The 16,079-nt window shown below is 65.7% G+C and carries 10 protein-coding genes; 5 read left to right on the top strand and 5 right to left on the bottom strand.

Annotated elements, in window-relative coordinates:
* Positions 1–252: 252 nt before the first annotated feature.
* A complete protein-coding gene (locus GR138_RS27635) occupies positions 253–8,103 on the bottom strand; it encodes a putative Ig domain-containing protein (protein WP_160862482.1) in 7,851 nt (2,616 codons plus the stop codon).
* 237 nt (positions 8,104–8,340) lie between these two features.
* Between GR138_RS27635 and GR138_RS27630 the strand changes: the two genes are divergently transcribed.
* The 4 genes from GR138_RS27630 to GR138_RS27615 are packed head-to-tail and all read left to right on the top strand — an operon-like array spanning position 8,341 to position 10,555.
* Positions 8,341–8,871: a phage tail protein gene (locus GR138_RS27630; protein WP_160862481.1), complete on the top strand. Its 531-nt coding sequence runs from the start codon at positions 8,341–8,343 to the stop codon at positions 8,869–8,871.
* Positions 8,872–8,893: 22 nt separating this feature from the next.
* Entirely contained in the window at positions 8,894–9,424 is a 531-nt protein-coding gene (locus GR138_RS27625; protein WP_160862480.1) for a phage tail protein, read from the top strand.
* A gap of 31 nt (positions 9,425–9,455) precedes the next feature.
* Positions 9,456–9,989: a phage tail protein gene (locus GR138_RS27620; RefSeq protein ID WP_160862479.1), complete on the top strand. Its 534-nt coding sequence runs from the start codon at positions 9,456–9,458 to the stop codon at positions 9,987–9,989.
* A 20-nt stretch (positions 9,990–10,009) separates the two neighbouring features.
* The gene (locus GR138_RS27615) at positions 10,010–10,555 is read left to right on the top strand and encodes a GNAT family N-acetyltransferase (protein WP_160862478.1); all 546 of its coding nucleotides are present in this window, start codon (positions 10,010–10,012) and stop codon (positions 10,553–10,555) included.
* 4 nt (positions 10,556–10,559) lie between these two features.
* On the opposite strand, the gene GR138_RS27610 is transcribed toward GR138_RS27615, so the two are convergent.
* The 4 genes from GR138_RS27610 to GR138_RS27595 form a co-directional block, all read right to left on the bottom strand.
* Positions 10,560–10,853 carry a DUF6916 family protein gene (locus tag GR138_RS27610; RefSeq protein WP_160862477.1) on the bottom strand — a complete coding sequence of 98 codons (294 nt, stop codon included), beginning with the start codon at positions 10,851–10,853 and terminating at the stop codon, positions 10,560–10,562.
* 188 nt (positions 10,854–11,041) lie between these two features.
* Positions 11,042–13,480 carry a DAHL domain-containing protein gene (locus GR138_RS27605; RefSeq protein ID WP_160862476.1) on the bottom strand — a complete coding sequence of 813 codons (2,439 nt, stop codon included), beginning with the start codon at positions 13,478–13,480 and terminating at the stop codon, positions 11,042–11,044.
* Positions 13,477–14,442 carry a cytochrome-c peroxidase gene (locus GR138_RS27600; RefSeq protein WP_160862475.1) on the bottom strand — a complete coding sequence of 322 codons (966 nt, stop codon included), beginning with the start codon at positions 14,440–14,442 and terminating at the stop codon, positions 13,477–13,479. Before GR138_RS27600 ends, GR138_RS27605 begins: the two co-directional genes overlap by 4 nt.
* Complete coding sequence (locus GR138_RS27595; protein ID WP_160862474.1) at positions 14,411–15,136, bottom strand: response regulator; 726 nt, start codon at positions 15,134–15,136, stop codon at positions 14,411–14,413. The genes GR138_RS27600 and GR138_RS27595 overlap by 32 nt, the downstream gene beginning before the upstream one ends.
* A 236-nt stretch (positions 15,137–15,372) precedes the next feature.
* Here GR138_RS27595 and GR138_RS27590 point away from each other — a divergent pair, with 236 nt between their 5' ends.
* Entirely contained in the window at positions 15,373–15,933 is a 561-nt protein-coding gene (locus tag GR138_RS27590; RefSeq protein ID WP_160862473.1) for a cupin domain-containing protein, read from the top strand.
* Positions 15,934–16,079: the final 146 nt, after the last annotated feature.

Genomic DNA, 16,079 nt, shown 5'->3' with positions numbered 1-16,079 from the left:
CCCGATCCTGCCGGCAGCCATCCTCGCCGATCGCCGCCGCCTGCAGGCGCAAGCCCCGTTGTTCTGCCGAAATCCGAACGACGGCGCCCGCATGCATGCACACGGGGCCGCTATAGGGACGCAATCCCGTTGCGCGCTTCTTTGCCACGCTCAAGCAGCTCAGCCGCATCTCAACCCGATGCGACAAACGCCTTGCTACAGCCCGGACACGCCCCGCTTCCGTCTCAACCTGTCGAGACGGGATGGCGCGCCTCAGAACTGCTTTGCCGCGCGCACGCGTCCGCCGGCGGATGTCTCGCCGCCGTCGGCGATGTTGAGCAGCAGGCTCAGGTCCAGCATCCACAGGTCCGCGGTCTGCAACGACACGCCGGCCGTCACCGAGCCGAAGGCGCCGGACCCGTCGAGGCCCGAATAGCCCCCCGTCACGCCCAGCTTCGGTGTCATCTGCGTGCCGTTTTCCAGTGTGAACGACCGGGCGATTTCCGCGCCCAGGCTGACACGGAACTGCTCCTCGTCGAACCCTTCGATATCCACCGTCTCCCCGGCATCGTTGCGGACTTTGTAGTCGTCAACGCTTTCGGAGAAATAGACGATCCGCAGTTTCGGCGTGAAGGTCGTCGCCTCGTCGATATCCCACTGCCCCTCGAGCGAGGTGTCGGCCATCCAGCGCGTCGTGTCGAACGTGCCGTCCCAGAATGCCGTGTCGATATCGTTCGACGAACCGCCATAGCGCAGGCTGGCGTTCCAGAAGATGTTGCGGGCGACCTCGAACGAGGCATAGGGACCCGCCAGCCAGCCGTTGCCGGTCAGTTCCGCATCCGCATCGCTCGGGTCGGTCATCCGGTCCAGGTGGAAGGACAGGCCCACGAGCACCTTGTCCGTCAGCAGATAGTCGGCGCCGGCATTGATCATCGCGAAGCTGCCCCAGCGCCCGTCATTGTCATCCCGGTTGTGCGCCAGGAAGGTGCCGTCGATCCAGATGTTGAACGGCGAGGACGCGGCCGCACTCACGCCATCGGCATTGTCGCGCGCGGCCTCCATCTGCCGCAGGCTGGTGGACAGGCTGCCCGTCATGCCCTCCTCCGACGGCATCATGCGCGCGGTGATCGGATCGGTCGCCGTCTCCATCTGCCGGCGCTCCAGAAGCCCCGGAACCTTGATGGCCGAAGAGATCATGTTCTGCCGCGTTTCGACGAAGCCGCGCACCAGCGCGTCGATGTCCTCGGCTACCTGGTCCGCATCATGCGCCAGCCGGTAGGTGACGACCCCGGTATTGGACGTACCGAGCGCGCTGATCAGCCTGTAGCCGACCTGTACCTCGCCGGAATAGGCGGGATCGGGCTTGTATTGCAAATACCAGCCGGCAGGGGCTGCGGCCGCGCCAACCGCCGCCACCTCGCCGCGAATGATCGTCGCCGTGCCGGCATTGGCCGGTTCGACAAAGGCAAGCTCGGCCCCGGTGAACGGACCACCCGTCGCACCGCGGTTGAGGTACACATTCGCAGGCGTGCCGCCGGCCGGCACCTCGACGACGAGGTCGATGACCGTGGCTGTCCGCCGCTTCACCCGCAGGCTGAACGTCGCCTTGCCGGTTGCGCCGGTGCCATCGCGCACCTGAATGGCAAAGCTGTACGTGCCGGCCGCGTCGGCGGAAAGCGGGCCGGTGAGCTCGCCGGTCGAGACGTTCAACACCAGGCCTTTCGGCAACCGGCCCGATGCGACGCTGTAGATCAGTGCGCCGGTTCCGCCCCGTGCGGTGATCGACTGGCGGTAGTCTTCGCCTGCCATGGCTTCATCCAGCGCGCCGCCGGGCGGGGTGAAGACGAAGGTTACCTTCGGCGGCTTGATCTTCAGCGAATAACCCGCCGAACCGCTCGTACCGACCGTGTCCGTTGCCGTGACGGTGAAGGAGAAGTCACCGCTTGCCGTGGGCGTGCCGGTGATTGCGGCCGTCGCGGCATTGAGGCTGACGCCCGCCGGAAGCGCGCCGCCCGTCACGGCATAGTTGATCGCACCCACGCCACCGCTTGCCGAGATCGACGTGTTCGCATAGGCGACGCCCGCCGTGCCGACGGAAAGTGCCGTTCCCGATCCCGGTTTCAGCACCACGGCCGGCGCCTTGATGGTGATCGTGTAGCGCGCGGCGGCCGAACCGGCCGTTGCCGCCGTCGCCGTCACCGTGAACGTCACCGGACCGAACGCGCCGGATGTGGGCGTGCCACTGATCGCACCTGTCGATGCATGGATCCTCAGACCGGCGGGAAGCGCACCGCTCGTCACCGCATAGCCAATCCGGCCGACGCCACCGCTCGCGGAGATCGACGTGTCCGAATAGGGTTTGCCGACGGTCCCGACCGAAAGCGCCGTGCCGGTGGCCGGCGTCAGCACGACGGCAGGTCCACGCACGGTGATGGTGTAGCGTGCCGAGGCGGAGCCCGCGGTCGCAGCCGTTGCCTTGACGGTAAAGCTTGCCGTGCCGAGCGCAGCCGCCGTCGGCCTGCCGGCGATCGCACCCGTCGCGGCGTTGAGGTTCAACCCGGCCGGAAGCGACCCGCTCGTGACCGCATAGGTGATTCTGCCGACCCCGCCGGTGGCCGAGATCGCCCGTTCCGAATAGGAGATCCCGACCGTGCCGGCCGAAAGCGCCGTGCCGGTTGCCGGCGTCAGCGAGACGGCGGGTCCGCGCACCCGCAGCGTATACCGCGCCGACGCAGCACCCGCGGAGGCGCCGGTTGCCCGGATCGTGAAGCTTGCCGTACCGAATGCGGCGGCCGTCGGCGTGCCGGTGATCGCGCCCGTCGACGCATCGAGGGTCAGGCCGGCCGGAAGGGCACCGCGCGTCACAGCAAAGGTGATCGCGCCGACGCCGCCGGTCGCTGAAATCGAGGTGTTCGAATAGGCGACGCCGATCGTGCCACCCGTAAGCGCCGTGCCGGATGGTGGCGTCAGCACCACGGCGGTGCTGCCCACGGCAAGCGTATAGCTCGCCGAGGCGGACCCCGCGGTCGCGGCGGTTGCCGTCACCGTGAAGTTAGCGGTCCCGATTGCCGCGGCCGTCGGTGTGCCGGTGATTGCACCGCTCGATGCGTTGAGGTTCAGCCCTGCAGGAAGTGCGCCGGTCGTTACCGCATAGGTGATGGTTCCGACACCGCCGGTGGCCGAAATCGAGGTGTTGGAATAGGCCACGCCGACCGTGCCGGCCGAAAGCGCCGTACCGGATGCCGGCGTCAGCACGACGGCCGTCCCTGCCACCGCAATGCTGTAGCTTGCCGAGGCAGAACCCGCGGTGGCCGCGGTTGCCGTCACCGTGAAGGTTGCCGTGCCGAGTGCCGCGGCCGTTGGCGTGCCGGTGATTGCACCGCTCGCTGCGTTGAGGTTCAGCCCTGCAGGAAGTGCGCCAGTCGTCACCGCAAAGGTGATCGCGCCAACGCCGCCGGTGGCCGAGATTGAGGTGTTCGAATAGGCCACGCCGACCGTACCGGCCGAAAGCGCCGTGCCGGATGCCGGCGTCAGCACGACGGCCGTTCCCGCGACCGTAATGCTGTAGCTCGCGGAGGCGGAACCCGCGGTTGCGGCGGTTGCCGTCACCGTGAAGGTCGCCGTTCCGAGTGCCGCGGCCGTTGGCGTGCCGGTGATCGCACCGCTCGATGCGTTGAGGTTCAGCCCTGCCGGAAGCGTGCCAGTCGTCACCGCGTAGGTGATAGTTCCGACACCGCCGGTGGCCGAAATCGAAGTGTTCGAATAGGCCACGCCGACCGTGCCGGCCGAAAGGGCCGTGCCCGTGGCGGGTGTGATCACCACGGCCGGTGCTCCGACGGCAATGCTGTAGCTTGCTGCGGCGGAACCCGTGGTCGCGGCGGTTGCCGTCACCGTGAAGTTGGCGGTACCGAGTGCGCCGGCCGTCGGTGTGCCGGTGATCGCGCCGCTCGATGCATTGAGGCTGAGGCCCGCGGGGAGCGAGCCCGCGGTCACGGCAAAGCTGATGGTCCCCACGCCGCCGCCGGCCGAGATCGACGTATCCGAATAAGCCACGCCAACGGTACCGGCCGAAAGCGCCGTGCCGGTGACCGGCGTTATCACGACCGCCGGTCCGGCCACGGTAATCGTGTAGCTCGCCGAAGCGGCGCCGCTGATTGCCGCCGTGGCCGTGACCGTGAAGGTCGCCGTTCCGAGTGCGCCGGCAGTCGGCGTGCCGGTGATCGCGCCGCTCGACGTATTGAGACTGAGGCCGGCGGGAAGCGACCCGGTGGTCACGGCAAAGCTGATTGCGCCAACGCCGCCGCCGGCCGAGATCGATGTGTTCGAATAGGCAAGCCCGACTGTGCCGGCCGAAAGCGCGGTCCCCGTCGCCGGCGTCAGCACGACCGCCGTCCCGCCCACCAGGATGGTGTAATTCGCCGACGCGGTGCCTGTGGTCGCCGCGGTTGCCGTCACCGTGAAGCTGGATGTACCGAAGGCGGCGTTCGTCGGCGTGCCGGTGATCGCGCCGGTGGTTGTGTTCAACGTCAGGCCATCGGGAAGAGCGCCGGTCGTCACCGCATAGCTGATCGCCCCCACGCCCCCGGTCGCCGAAATCGAGCTGTTGGAATAGGTAACCCCGACCGTGCCGCCGGACAGCGCCGTGCCGGATGCCGGGGTCAGCACCATGGGCGGTGCTACCGTCGTGATCGAGTAGGCGGCCGAGACCGTGCCTGTGGTTGCGGCCGTTGCCGTTATCGTGAAATTGAACGTGCCGAGCGCACCGGCCGTCGGCGTGCCGGTGATGGCACCGCTTGATGTATCAAGGCTCAGTCCTGTCGGTAGCGAACCGGCCGTCACGGCATAGCTGATCGTTCCCACGCCACCGGTCGCCGAAATCGACGTGTCCGAATAGGTGGTCCCGACCGTGCCGCCCGTCAGCGCCGTGCCGGATGCCGGCGTCAGCACCATGGGGGGTGCCACCGTCGTGATCGAATAGGCGGCCGAGACCGTGCCTGTGGTTGCGGCCGTTGCCGTTATCGTGAAATTGAACGTGCCGAGCGCACCGGCCGCAGGCGTGCCGGTGATGGCACCGCTCGACGCATTGAGGCTCAGCCCCGTCGGCAGCGAACCGGCGGTGACGGCATAGCTGATCGTTCCCACCCCGCCGGTTGCCGAGATCGACGTATCCGAATAGCCGGTTCCGACCGTGCCGCCCGTCAGCGCTGTGCCGGACACGGGTGTCAGCACCATGGGCGGCGCGACGATCGTGATCGAATAGTTGTTCGCGTTGGAACCTGCCGTCGCAGCGGTTGCCGTTACGGTGAAATTGGACGTTCCCAGGGCTGCTGCCGTCGGCGTGCCGGTGATCGCGCCGCTGGTTGCGTCGAGGCTCAGTCCGTCGGGGAGCGCACCGACGGTGACCGTGTAGGCGAAGGCCCCCAGTCCGCCGCTCGCCGAAATCGTTGCCGCCGAATAGGCCGTTCCCACGGTGCCACCCGTCAGGGCGCCGCTTGCCGGTGTCAGCACCACCGGCGGTTCCTCGATTTCCAGCGTATAGCTGGCCGAGGTCGTTCCGGCCGTGGCGGCGGTCGCCGTCACCGTGAAATTCGCCGTGCCGAATCCAGCCGCCGTCGGCGTGCCGGTGATCGCGCCGGTCGTGGTGTTCAAAGTGAGGCCATCGGGAAGCGCGCCCGTCGTCACGGCGTAGCTGATTGCGCCGACGCCGCCGGTCGCCGAAATTGACGTATTCGAATAGGAGACGCCGACCGTGCCAGCCGAAAGCGCGGTTCCCGTTGCCGGTGTCAGCACCACCGGGGGTGCGGCGATTGTGATCGTGTAGCTGGCTTGCTCGAAGTTGCCAAAAACAATCGATTCGACGTCCACGGTGACGGTCGTCGTGCCGAGTGCGCTCGCGGTGGGCGTACCGGTGATCGCGCCTGTCGTTGCGTCGATCGTCAAGCCGTCCGGAAGCGGGTTCGCGTAGAACGTGACCGGCCCGATGGGGGCGCTCGCCGAGATTGAGGCGTCCGAATAGGCAGTGCCGACCACGCCGCTCGTCAATGCGGTACCGGTCGCTGGCGAGAGATTCAGCGACGGCGCTATGATCGTTATGGAATAGGCGTTCACAGCCGAGCCACTGGTGGCGGCCGTTGCCGTGATGCTGAAGTTGAACGTGCCGGTGGCCGTGGCTGCGCCGCTGATCACGCCGGTCGATGTATCGAGTGTGAGGCTTGGCGGCAGCGCACCCGCCGTCACCGCATAGGTGATCGTGCCGACGCCGCCCGTTGCCGACATGGTCATCGAATAGGCGATGCCGCCCGTGCCTGAAGGCAATGCGCCGCTCGCGGGCGACAGGACCACGGGTGGCGCGGTGATGGTGATCGAATAGCTGGCAGCGGCCGATCCGGCCGTCGCGGCCGTTGCCGTCACCGTGAAGTTCGTCGTGCCGAGCGCCCCGGCTGTCGGCGTGCCGGTGATCGCGCCGGTCGATGTGTTGAGACTCAGCCCTGCGGGCAGCGTGCCGGTCGTCACCGCGTAGGTGACCGTTCCAACACCGCCGGTCGCCGAGATGGAGGTGTTGGAATAGGCCGTTCCCACCACGCCGGCGGAAAGCGCCGTACCGGTCGTCGGCGTCAGCACCACGGGCGGCGCCGTGATGGTGATCGAATAGCTGGCGGCGGCCGATCCGGTCGTCGCGGCGGTTGCCGTCACCGTGAAGTTTGCCGTACCAAGCGCCCCGGCTGTCGGTGTGCCCGTTATGGCGCCGGTCGACGTATTGAAGCTGAGGCCGGCTGGCAGCGAACCCGATGTCACCGCATAGGTGATCGTTCCGACACCGCCGGTCGCTGAAATGGACGTGTTCGAGTAGGACGAGCCAACCACGCCGGCCGTCAGCGCCGTTCCTGTCGTCGGGGTCAGCACCACGGGAGGTGCTGCAACCGTGATCGAATAGTTGGCGGCGGCCGAGCCGCTGGTGGCGGCCGTCGCGGTCACCGTGAAATTCGCGGTTCCGATCGCGCCCGCAGTCGGGGTGCCGGTGATCGCGCCGGTCGATGCGTTGATGCTGAGCCCCGCCGGCAGGGCGCCGGCGGTTACCGCATAACTGATCGCACCGGAACCTCCGGTCGCTGAAATCGACGTGTTCGAATAGGAGCTTCCCACCACGCCGGCGGAAAGGGCCGTGCCGCTTGCCGGCGTCAACGATACCGGCGGGAAGGCATTGATGGTGACGGTCACGTCCTGCGCGAGGAAGTGCACGCCGCCGGTCGAGATGGTGGTGCTGTCCTGGACCTTCAGCTTGAAGGTCGAACTGCCGACCGCCGATGGTGTACCGGACAGGAGACCGCTCGCCGACAGGGATAGCCCGGCAGGCAGGCTGCCGCTGTCGCGGGTATAGGTATAGCCCGGGGTGCCGCCGCTTGCGGAAAACTGCACGCTATAGGCCGTGCCGACACCACCGTCCGGCGGGCTATCAGGCGTCACGTCGATGACTGGCGCGGCGATGTTGACACTATAAGCCTTGTCGCGCGTATTGGCCGTCGGCGTCGTCGAATCCGTCACGCGGACGGTAAAGTTGTAGGGACCCGAGCCGGTCGGCGTGCCGGAGATGACACCGCCGGACGAAAGGGAGAGGCCGGGCGTCAGGTTGCTGCCGGCGACCAGCGAATAGGTATAGGGTCCTGTTCCACCGGTCGTGCTGAGCGCCTGATTGTAGGACGTGCCGATTGCCGGCGTCGCAACACTCGCGGGCGTGACCGTCAGCGGCGATGCCGACGGGTTGATCGTGATGTTGAAGGTAATCGGAACTGCGAAATCGTCCTTGACGATGAACGTGTCCGACGTCGCTCCGTCACCGTTGTGAGTATAGATGAGCGCATTGGTATTTGATGGTATCCCGAAGGTCAGGCTGCCATGGGACGGAGACTGGTTGGCCGGCGAAATGAAGCCGAAGTCGGCGCAGGTGAAGGTCGCCGTGCCGCCTGAGGTTATGGTCGCTGTCTGGGGCGAGGAGCAGGCCGCTTGGGCCGCCGTCGCCGGCCACAGGACGATCAGCGAGATCAAGGTCAGCAATGGAAGGAAGAATGCCGGCCAGGTGCGATGCCCGCGCGAAACGCCTGACTCGTGAAGTCGCTGTTTGTTCATCGTCCCGCCCCAATGCGCATGGAATCCGCCACGAGCAATCTCACGTTGCGGCCGGCCCCTTCAGCGCTGCGGCTATTGACTTGCATGAAACGCGAGACAATACAACCCTGCAGCGCAGACGAGGGGGAAATTCGCTTATAAAAAGATTACTGAAACACTCTTCCCAAGATGCCCGTTATGGGCGAAAGTGAGTGTGAGGGTAAATTCAAAGTCGTTAAATTGTTGGTGGGGGCAACCATGGCCGAATACTATCTCGGGCAGATCATGATGAGTGGGTATGCGTTTGCACCGCGCTATTTTGCGCTCTGCAACGGCCAGATTTTGGGAATCGCGCAGAATCAGGCCTTGTTTTCACTGCTGGGAACCTATTACGGCGGCAACGGGACGACCACATTCGCCCTACCGAATTTGCAGGGCCGCGCGCCGGTCTCTGCCGGCGCATCCGCCGATCCATCCTGGCAGCCTTCGCCTTACAACATCGGCGAAACCGGCGGGGTTGAAACCGTGACACTATTGTCGACGCAGATGCCCAACCATACGCACCAGGGCAACGGCACGAGCACTGATGGCACAGCCCGCAACCCGACTGGCGCGCTTTTTGCGAAGAATTCCGTTCCTCTCTATGCGCAGACGCCGGGGGCCCAGGTGCCTCTGTCGCCGCAGACCGTCACCTCGGTAGGCGGCGGACAGGCACATAGCAATATGCAGCCCTACAGCGTCATCAACTTCTGCATCGCGCTTTCGGGCGTTTACCCGTCCCGCAACTGAACCACACCGCCGGAGGTCAACAATGAGCACGCCCTTTCTCGGGGAAATACGCATGTTCGGTTTCGCGCGTGTGCCGGTCGGCTGGCAGGCGTGTGATGGGTCACTGCTGTCGATCGCGGAGTATGATGCCCTCTATAACCTGCTTGGCACCACCTATGGCGGTGACGGCCAGACGACGTTCGGCGTGCCCGATCTGCGCGGTCGGCTCCCCATGCATTGGGGAACGGGCCAGGGCCTCTCGCCCCATGTTGCCGGCGAACTGGCCGGCAACGAGAGCGTCACCCTGATCCCCAACCAGATGCCGCAACATACGCACACGTTCTTCGCGACACCGACGACGGCGGATATCAAGACCATCGAACCGACGGCAGAGCTGGGGGCGCTTGGCAGCGATACGATGTATGCCACGGATGTCACGGGCCTGACCCTCTTCAACATGTCATCGTCCTCCACGAAGGTTGCCGGTAATACGCAACCCCACGACAACACGATGCCGACATTGACGGTGCAATTCTGCATTGCGGTTTACGGTGTCTATCCGTCGCAAGGCTGATCCGAACTCCGTTTCACGATAGGGGATAAAAATGACAGAGCCTTTCATTGGTGAAATCCAGCTGTTCGGCTTCGCCTTCGCACCGCGCGGCTGGGCGTTCTGCAATGGCCCGACGCTGGCGATCCAGCAAAACACCGCGTTGTTTTCGCTGCTGGGAACGACCTATGGCGGGAACGGCATGACGACGTTCCAGCTGCCGAACTTCACGGGCCGCACCGCAAACAACCAGGGCAACGGGCCTGGCCTCACGCCACGATCGGCCGGAGAGACCTATGGGCAAAACAGTCTTACGCTGAGTTTGCTGGAAATGCCGGCCCACGCCCATGTGTTCGGGCTCTACAATCAGGGTGATGCGGCGAAAAAGTCAGGGACACCGTCCGCCGGCAACTCGTTGACCTTGCCCAGCCAGAGCACGCCTCTGGCCAGCAATGGCCAGCCGGATGCGCAATTCGCGCCCAACATGCTTGGTCCGGCCGGAGGCGGCCAGCCGCATGAAAACCGACAACCCTATCTGGCGGTGAACTATTGCATCGCCCTCGAGGGTGTTTTCCCGGCCTTCGGCTGATGGTCGTGCCAGGGGCTGCGATGCTGCCCGATTTTCCGGCCCGGTCCGTGCCTTCTGTCATAAAGGCGGGGGGCATGGAGTTGCGGCACGCCGCGTCGGGCGACATGGCCTTCCTGCTCGCGCTTTATCGCTCCGTGAGGGCCGAGGAGTTTGCCGCGGTGCCCTGGCCGCCGGAACAGAAGACCGCCTTTTTCGACCAGCAGTTCACCTTCCAGCACCGGCACTATCTGGCGGTCTTTCCCGAAGCACATTTTCTTGTCGTCGATTGTGATGGCGAGCCGGTCGGCCGCCTCTACCTGGATTGCAGCACCGAGCAGTGGCACATCATCGATATCGAGCTGCTGCCGGAATGGCGTGGCCGGGGAATGGGGTCGGCGTTGCTGTCCGCCATTCAGCGAGAGGCCACGCGCGCCGGCGCCACGGCCGTCCTCCTCAGCGTCGAGCAGCACAACGCCCGGGCGCAGGCGCTCTATCGCAATCTCGGTTTTCGCGTGGTGCAGGACGGCGGCTCGCATATCGGCATGGCATGGCCCTGCCCTGGCGGCCCGGCCTCCGAAGCCGGATGAACCGTCAGTTGAAAACAGCCTGGTAGACGATACCGTCCTTGTCGCGGGCGACCGGGACCAGAAAGATGTCGAGGATGCCGAGCGACATGTTTTTCAGGCGGTAGATCTGTTGTGGCAGGACGATCGCCGAATGGCTGCGGAACAGCAAGGAAAACGGCTCCCGCCGCATCCCCGGAAGGATTTGCTGCGCGCTGGGCCTCGCTTCCGAAAGGGTCAGCGGCACGGTGCTCTCGCCAAGGGACAGATCAAACGCCTGACCGACGCAACCCGCAAAATTCTGAAGCGTCAGCACATCCATGCGCAATCGTTCCCCGTTGTTCCGATCGTCTCGATCAGGATGCTTTCTACAACAGGAAGGCGAAAGACAGAAGGCCTTTACAGAACGCATGATTGTCGTGTGCACCGCCAAATGCACTATCTCGATGCTCTCCGGAGCAGCCGAAGGGCAAGCCGCAAGGCGACGTGTCACGCCGTCGGCCGCCGCGCTCAGGCCGGCGGCATTTCCAGGGTTTTCAGGCTGGCGCGCTGCTGGATGGCTCTTGCGAGGGCTGCGGCCAGCGCCGATGGCGTGATCGGCCGGTGCACGACGTCGACCATCGCGGCCGCATCGACGACCTGGGGCACCGTCTCGGGAGGGCCGACGATCACCACGGGCAGATCGCGGCCGATAGCCTTCAGCAGGTCGCGGTATTCGCCGGCATGGTTCCTGCGCGTGAGCAGCAGCACAGCGTCGAAGGCGAAGGCCGGCAGCGTGCCGACGGCGAGATCGGGATCCGAGAAGCCGACCGGCTCATAACCGAGGGCGGCCACGGTTTCCTCCATTTTCAACCGTTCCGCCTTGTTGCGCCCCACCAGCAGGATGCGTTCGCCGGTGCCTTCGGCCTCCGGGATCGCCCCGTCGGCCGGATTGCCCGCATCGACCGGCAGCCAGACACGAATAGTGCTGCCGCGGCCGAGCGTGCTGTCCATGTCGAGTGCGCCGCGATGATCGGCGACGATGCGCTTGACGGTGGCGAGGCCAAGACCGTTGCCGCCCTCGCGCGTCGAGAAAAACGGCTCGAACAGACGATCCTGAGCCGTCTCGTCCATGCCTTCGCCATCGTCGGCAACCGTCAGAACGGCATACCGTCCCGGTTCGGCGGTCCCGTGACTGAGGATCATCGCGCCCGCCTGCTCGCGGGTTTCCAGACGGACCCGCACGACGCCCCTGCCCTCGCCGATCGCCTGCCATGCGTTGCGGATCAGATTGAGAAGCACCTGTTCGATCTGTCGCGCGTCGATGGAGGCGGTGACCCCCGCGGCAATATCCGGCTCCAGCCGCACAGAGGCCGGTACGCTCGGCGACAGGAGGCGCAGCGTTTCGCCGACAAGGGCCGAGAGGTCCGCGCTCTTGCGTGCCGGCGCATCCGAGCGGCCGAAGGCCATGATCTCCGAGACCACGTCATGGGCGCGGTCCGCGCCTTTGAGAATTTCCCGGATATGGCGATCCAGCGTCTGGCGGTGCTGCGTCTCGCCCGCCATCTCGGCATGGCCGCGGATCGCGGCGGTGATGTTGTTGAGGTTGTGCGCGATGCCGCTTGCGAAGGTGCCGACGGCTTCGAGACGCTGTGCCTGGTTGAGCCGTGCCTCGAGCGCGCGTTGTTCGGCCTTCTGGATCACGCGGTCGATGGCATCCGATATCGCATCGAGCGGGCCGCGCAGCAGGTTGAGCACCTCCTCGCCGTAGTGGAAGCCGCCGCGCTGGCATTCCAGCGTCAGCAACGAGCCGCGCCGGGTGTCGCCCGAGCGATAGCAGACCCATGTCGCGACATCGACGCCCGCGAGCGCTCGCGACAGTGCGGCATCTTCCACCGCCCGCCCCCGTCGGACATAGATGAAGTCGCGGCCGTCGTCGGCGAGCGCGAAGGCTTCCAGTGCGGCGCAGGATGCCTGCGACGATCCCGGCATGGAATCGTAGCTCATCCGGCGCATGCCGGCCGACACATAGCGCGCGCGATCCGCACCCGCCCAGACCGCGAGGCGCCGCAGCGTCTCCTGGACGATGGCGTTCAACTGGACCGTGCTGGCATTGATCGAATGCAGCGTCATGTCGGCGACGATCGTGTCGAGTTCCTTTCGGGCGCGGATGGTGCGGATTTTGGTGCGCAACTGGAAGCCGATGGCGATGGAGGCCGACGCCGCCAGCACCGTCGCGATGGAAAAGGCGACGAGATAGGCCCGCGTCAGGGAGGTGTGACGGATCTCGGCGGCGGCGACCGCGTCGCTGACGCCGGCGGTGCGCGCCCGGGTGAGCACCGACTGGACGAGCTGATCGACCCCCGCCAGCGTGGACTGGATGAGCTGCGCATGCGCGGCAAGGCTGTCGCGGCTCTTCATATGGGATGGGTCGATCGCCTGCGTCGCCAGGCGGGAAATGCTGGCCGTTAGCGGTGCGGCGTTGTCGTCCGAGGGGTTGAGGGTAAAGGCCAGCATGACGGCGGCGAGGGCACTGACGGTGTTCGAAAGCGCGCCATCGCCGGTCTGCTGCAGATCCTTGCCGAGCGCGGTGAAATAGACGAGCGAGTTCTGCAGCAGCGCGTTCTCGCTCTTGAACTGTTCGATCAGGTCCTGCTTGTCCTCCTGCTGCCGGCGGGCCGCTTCGACCGCGCTCGCAAGGGCCGGCATGTCGGTGTCCAGCGCGTCGATCTCGCGCAGCGCGGCCATCGCCCGGTCGGATGCCGCGACGATGGCGTCATAGTTGCGCAGCAGGCCGGCGCGCGACAGGAGCACGGTCGTGTCCAGCTCGTTCACCGCCGCCTCGAAGCTCTTGCGTGTCTCGCCGATGCGCCGCAGCGTCATCTCCTGGCGCCAGATATCCACCAGCGCATAGCCCGTCAGGGCGAAAAGCAGCAGCGCACAGACGCCGAACAGCAGCGGTATTCTCATGGCGCCGCCTTCCGCAGGGATTTTCCCGCATGGCTGCCGGTGAGGGACTTGAGAAACGCCGCGATGTTGCGGACGTCGTCCTCGTCGAGAATGACGTCGAGCTGCGCCCGGCCCATCGCGCGGATCGCCTCGTCCAGCGTCTCGGCGCTGCCATCATGGAAATAGGGCGGCGTATAGTAGACCGTGCGCAGGCTCGGCACGCGCACGCGTGCGGGGCCGCCGGAGGTTAGCGGGTGGAAGATGCCGTGGCGCTGGTAGAGATTTCCCCCCACATTGCGCCCCTGATGACAGGCGGCACAGCCGACCGCCTTGAAACGCCGATAGCCCTGTTTTTCCGCTTCCGTCAAAGCGTTTGCATCGCCGGCGAGCCATCGGTCGAAGGGGCTGTCGACGAGCACGAGGGACCTTTGGTAGGCGGCAAGGGCATCCACCAGGTTGGTTTCGTCGAGCGGTGCGCCGTAAGCCGTTTCGACAAGGTCACGGATGGCGGGATCGGCGCCGAGCGCCTGCACGATCGTCTCCATCGTGCCGCCCATGACGTTCGGGTTGCTGATCAGCGACCGGGCGTGATCCTGCAGCACCGAGAAGTTTCCTTCCCAGTTCAGGCGGAAGCTCAGGGCGGCATTGAAAACCGTGGGCGTGTTGAATTCGAGCGCAGCCCCCTCCGGCGAGCGGTCGAAGCGGGCGCCGGAGGCGCCGTTCGTCTCGATGTCGTGACAGGTGGCGCAGCTGCGCGCGCCGTCGCCGGACAGCCGCGGGTCGTTGAACAGGACCTTGCCCAGCGCCACTTTCGATGGCTCGATTGCCAAGGCTTTCACCACACTGATCGGTTCGTCCGTGCCGGCGGCGGCCGACAGCGCCGCGCTGGTACAGAGGGCTGCCACGGCGAATGCGGCGCCAAGCCACGGGGTCGCGGGACGACGGCGCCGTTCAGTAACGCTCGACAGGCAGCGTGAAGACATAGCCAAGCCCCCGTTCGGTGACGATCATGCTCGGTGCGCTGGAATCGGCCTCGAGCTTCCGGCGCAGCCGCAGGATCTGCACGTCGATGCTCCGGTCGAAGATATCCTCGTGGATGCGCGTTGCCTGCAAAAGGTGTTCGCGTGCCAGCGTGCGCTGCGGGGCGTCCAGAAAGGCGACCAGCAATGCATGCTCCCCCTTCGTCAGCGGAATGGTTTCGCCGTGCGGATCGAACAGTTCTCGCGTCTTGGCGCGAAGTTTCCACCCGCCGAAATGGTAGGTGAGGCCGCTGTTCTTGCGATGCGAATAGTCACTTGCATGCCGCCGCAGCACGGCCCTGATGCGCGCGAGCAGTTCGCGCAGACCGAACGGCTTCGTGACATAGTCGTCGGCGCCCAGTTCAAGGCCGACCACACGGTCGATCTCGTCCTTGCGGTGGCCGGTGGCAATGATGACCGGCACGTCGGACCGCTGGCGCAGCTCGCGCAGCACGTCGAGCCCATCCTCGTTCTTCAATTGCAGATCGAGCAGCACGAGGTCGAGCGTCCTCGTCTCCAGTATCTTCAGCATCTCGCGGCCGGTTGCGACCGGCAGGGCAACCATGCCCTGCCCCGTCAGATATTCCGATATCATCGCTCCAAGCGCCGGGTCGTCATCCACGATCATGACGGTCGCGGCGGCCTGCACTGTCGACATCGGATCGTCCCTCTTTGCTGTCGCCGCACGATGGAACGGCGATGGATCATCGAACGAAAACCAGTTCCTATCGGCCGACTTGAACACTGTGCCGGCGTTTTTGCAATGCTCAAGCGAGCCCGCGACCCGCCCAAACCGGCCCTTTGTTACAGTCGTAACGCAGCTCCCTGCGGCTGAAGCCTGCCGGTAGCTTGCAACTCCTACATGTTTTCCCGTAACAGGACGGGAGATAGATCATGCACAAGATGACAGGGGTTGCGATCGCGCCGTTTGCCGGCGACGGGCCGCGTCTCACGCACATTGCCGGCTCGCGGCGCGACGGACATGACGATGCCGGTGCGGCAGGCCGTCCGGAACCGCGCCGCGATGTCGGATACCACCTCGACCAGCAGACATGGCTCGACACGACACCCGGCGAACGCCTGACGGTGCGCCTTCATTCCCGCGAGGTCGACGGGAAGTTCTGCATCCTGGAGAACATCGCCGAGAGTGGTACGGCGACGCCCATGCATGTCCATGCCGAGGACGAGATCAGCCGCGTGCTGGAGGGCGAAGTCGTCTTTTCCGTGCATGGCCAGATATCGACCCTGCGCGAAGGGAGCCAGGTTCTCATCCGCTCCGGCACCCCGCACGCCTGGCGCAACCGGAGCGGCCGGCCGGCCCGGTTGCTGACGATCTTCTCGCCCGGCGGCATCGAGGCGTTGTTCCTGCGCATGCCGGGCCTGCCGCCCGCCGAGGTGGTGCAGCTTGCCGCCGATTACGGCACGCTCCTGATCGGCCCGCCCCTGCCCGAATAGGCCGGCCGCCGATCGGCGCGGGGCCACGGCTTTGGCCGTTCTGCGCCCCGCCTGTGACGGCGTCCGTCCAGCAGCAAAGGGGCCTGGGTAATCGCTCTATAATGAGCAATTGCCCATTATGTCGAAAAAATGCCCCAATTGAGAAT

It is taken from the genome of Shinella kummerowiae, from assembly GCF_009827055.1.
GTDB lineage: Bacteria > Pseudomonadota > Alphaproteobacteria > Rhizobiales > Rhizobiaceae > Shinella > Shinella kummerowiae.
This window is presented reverse-complemented; position numbering and strand designations above follow the sequence as displayed.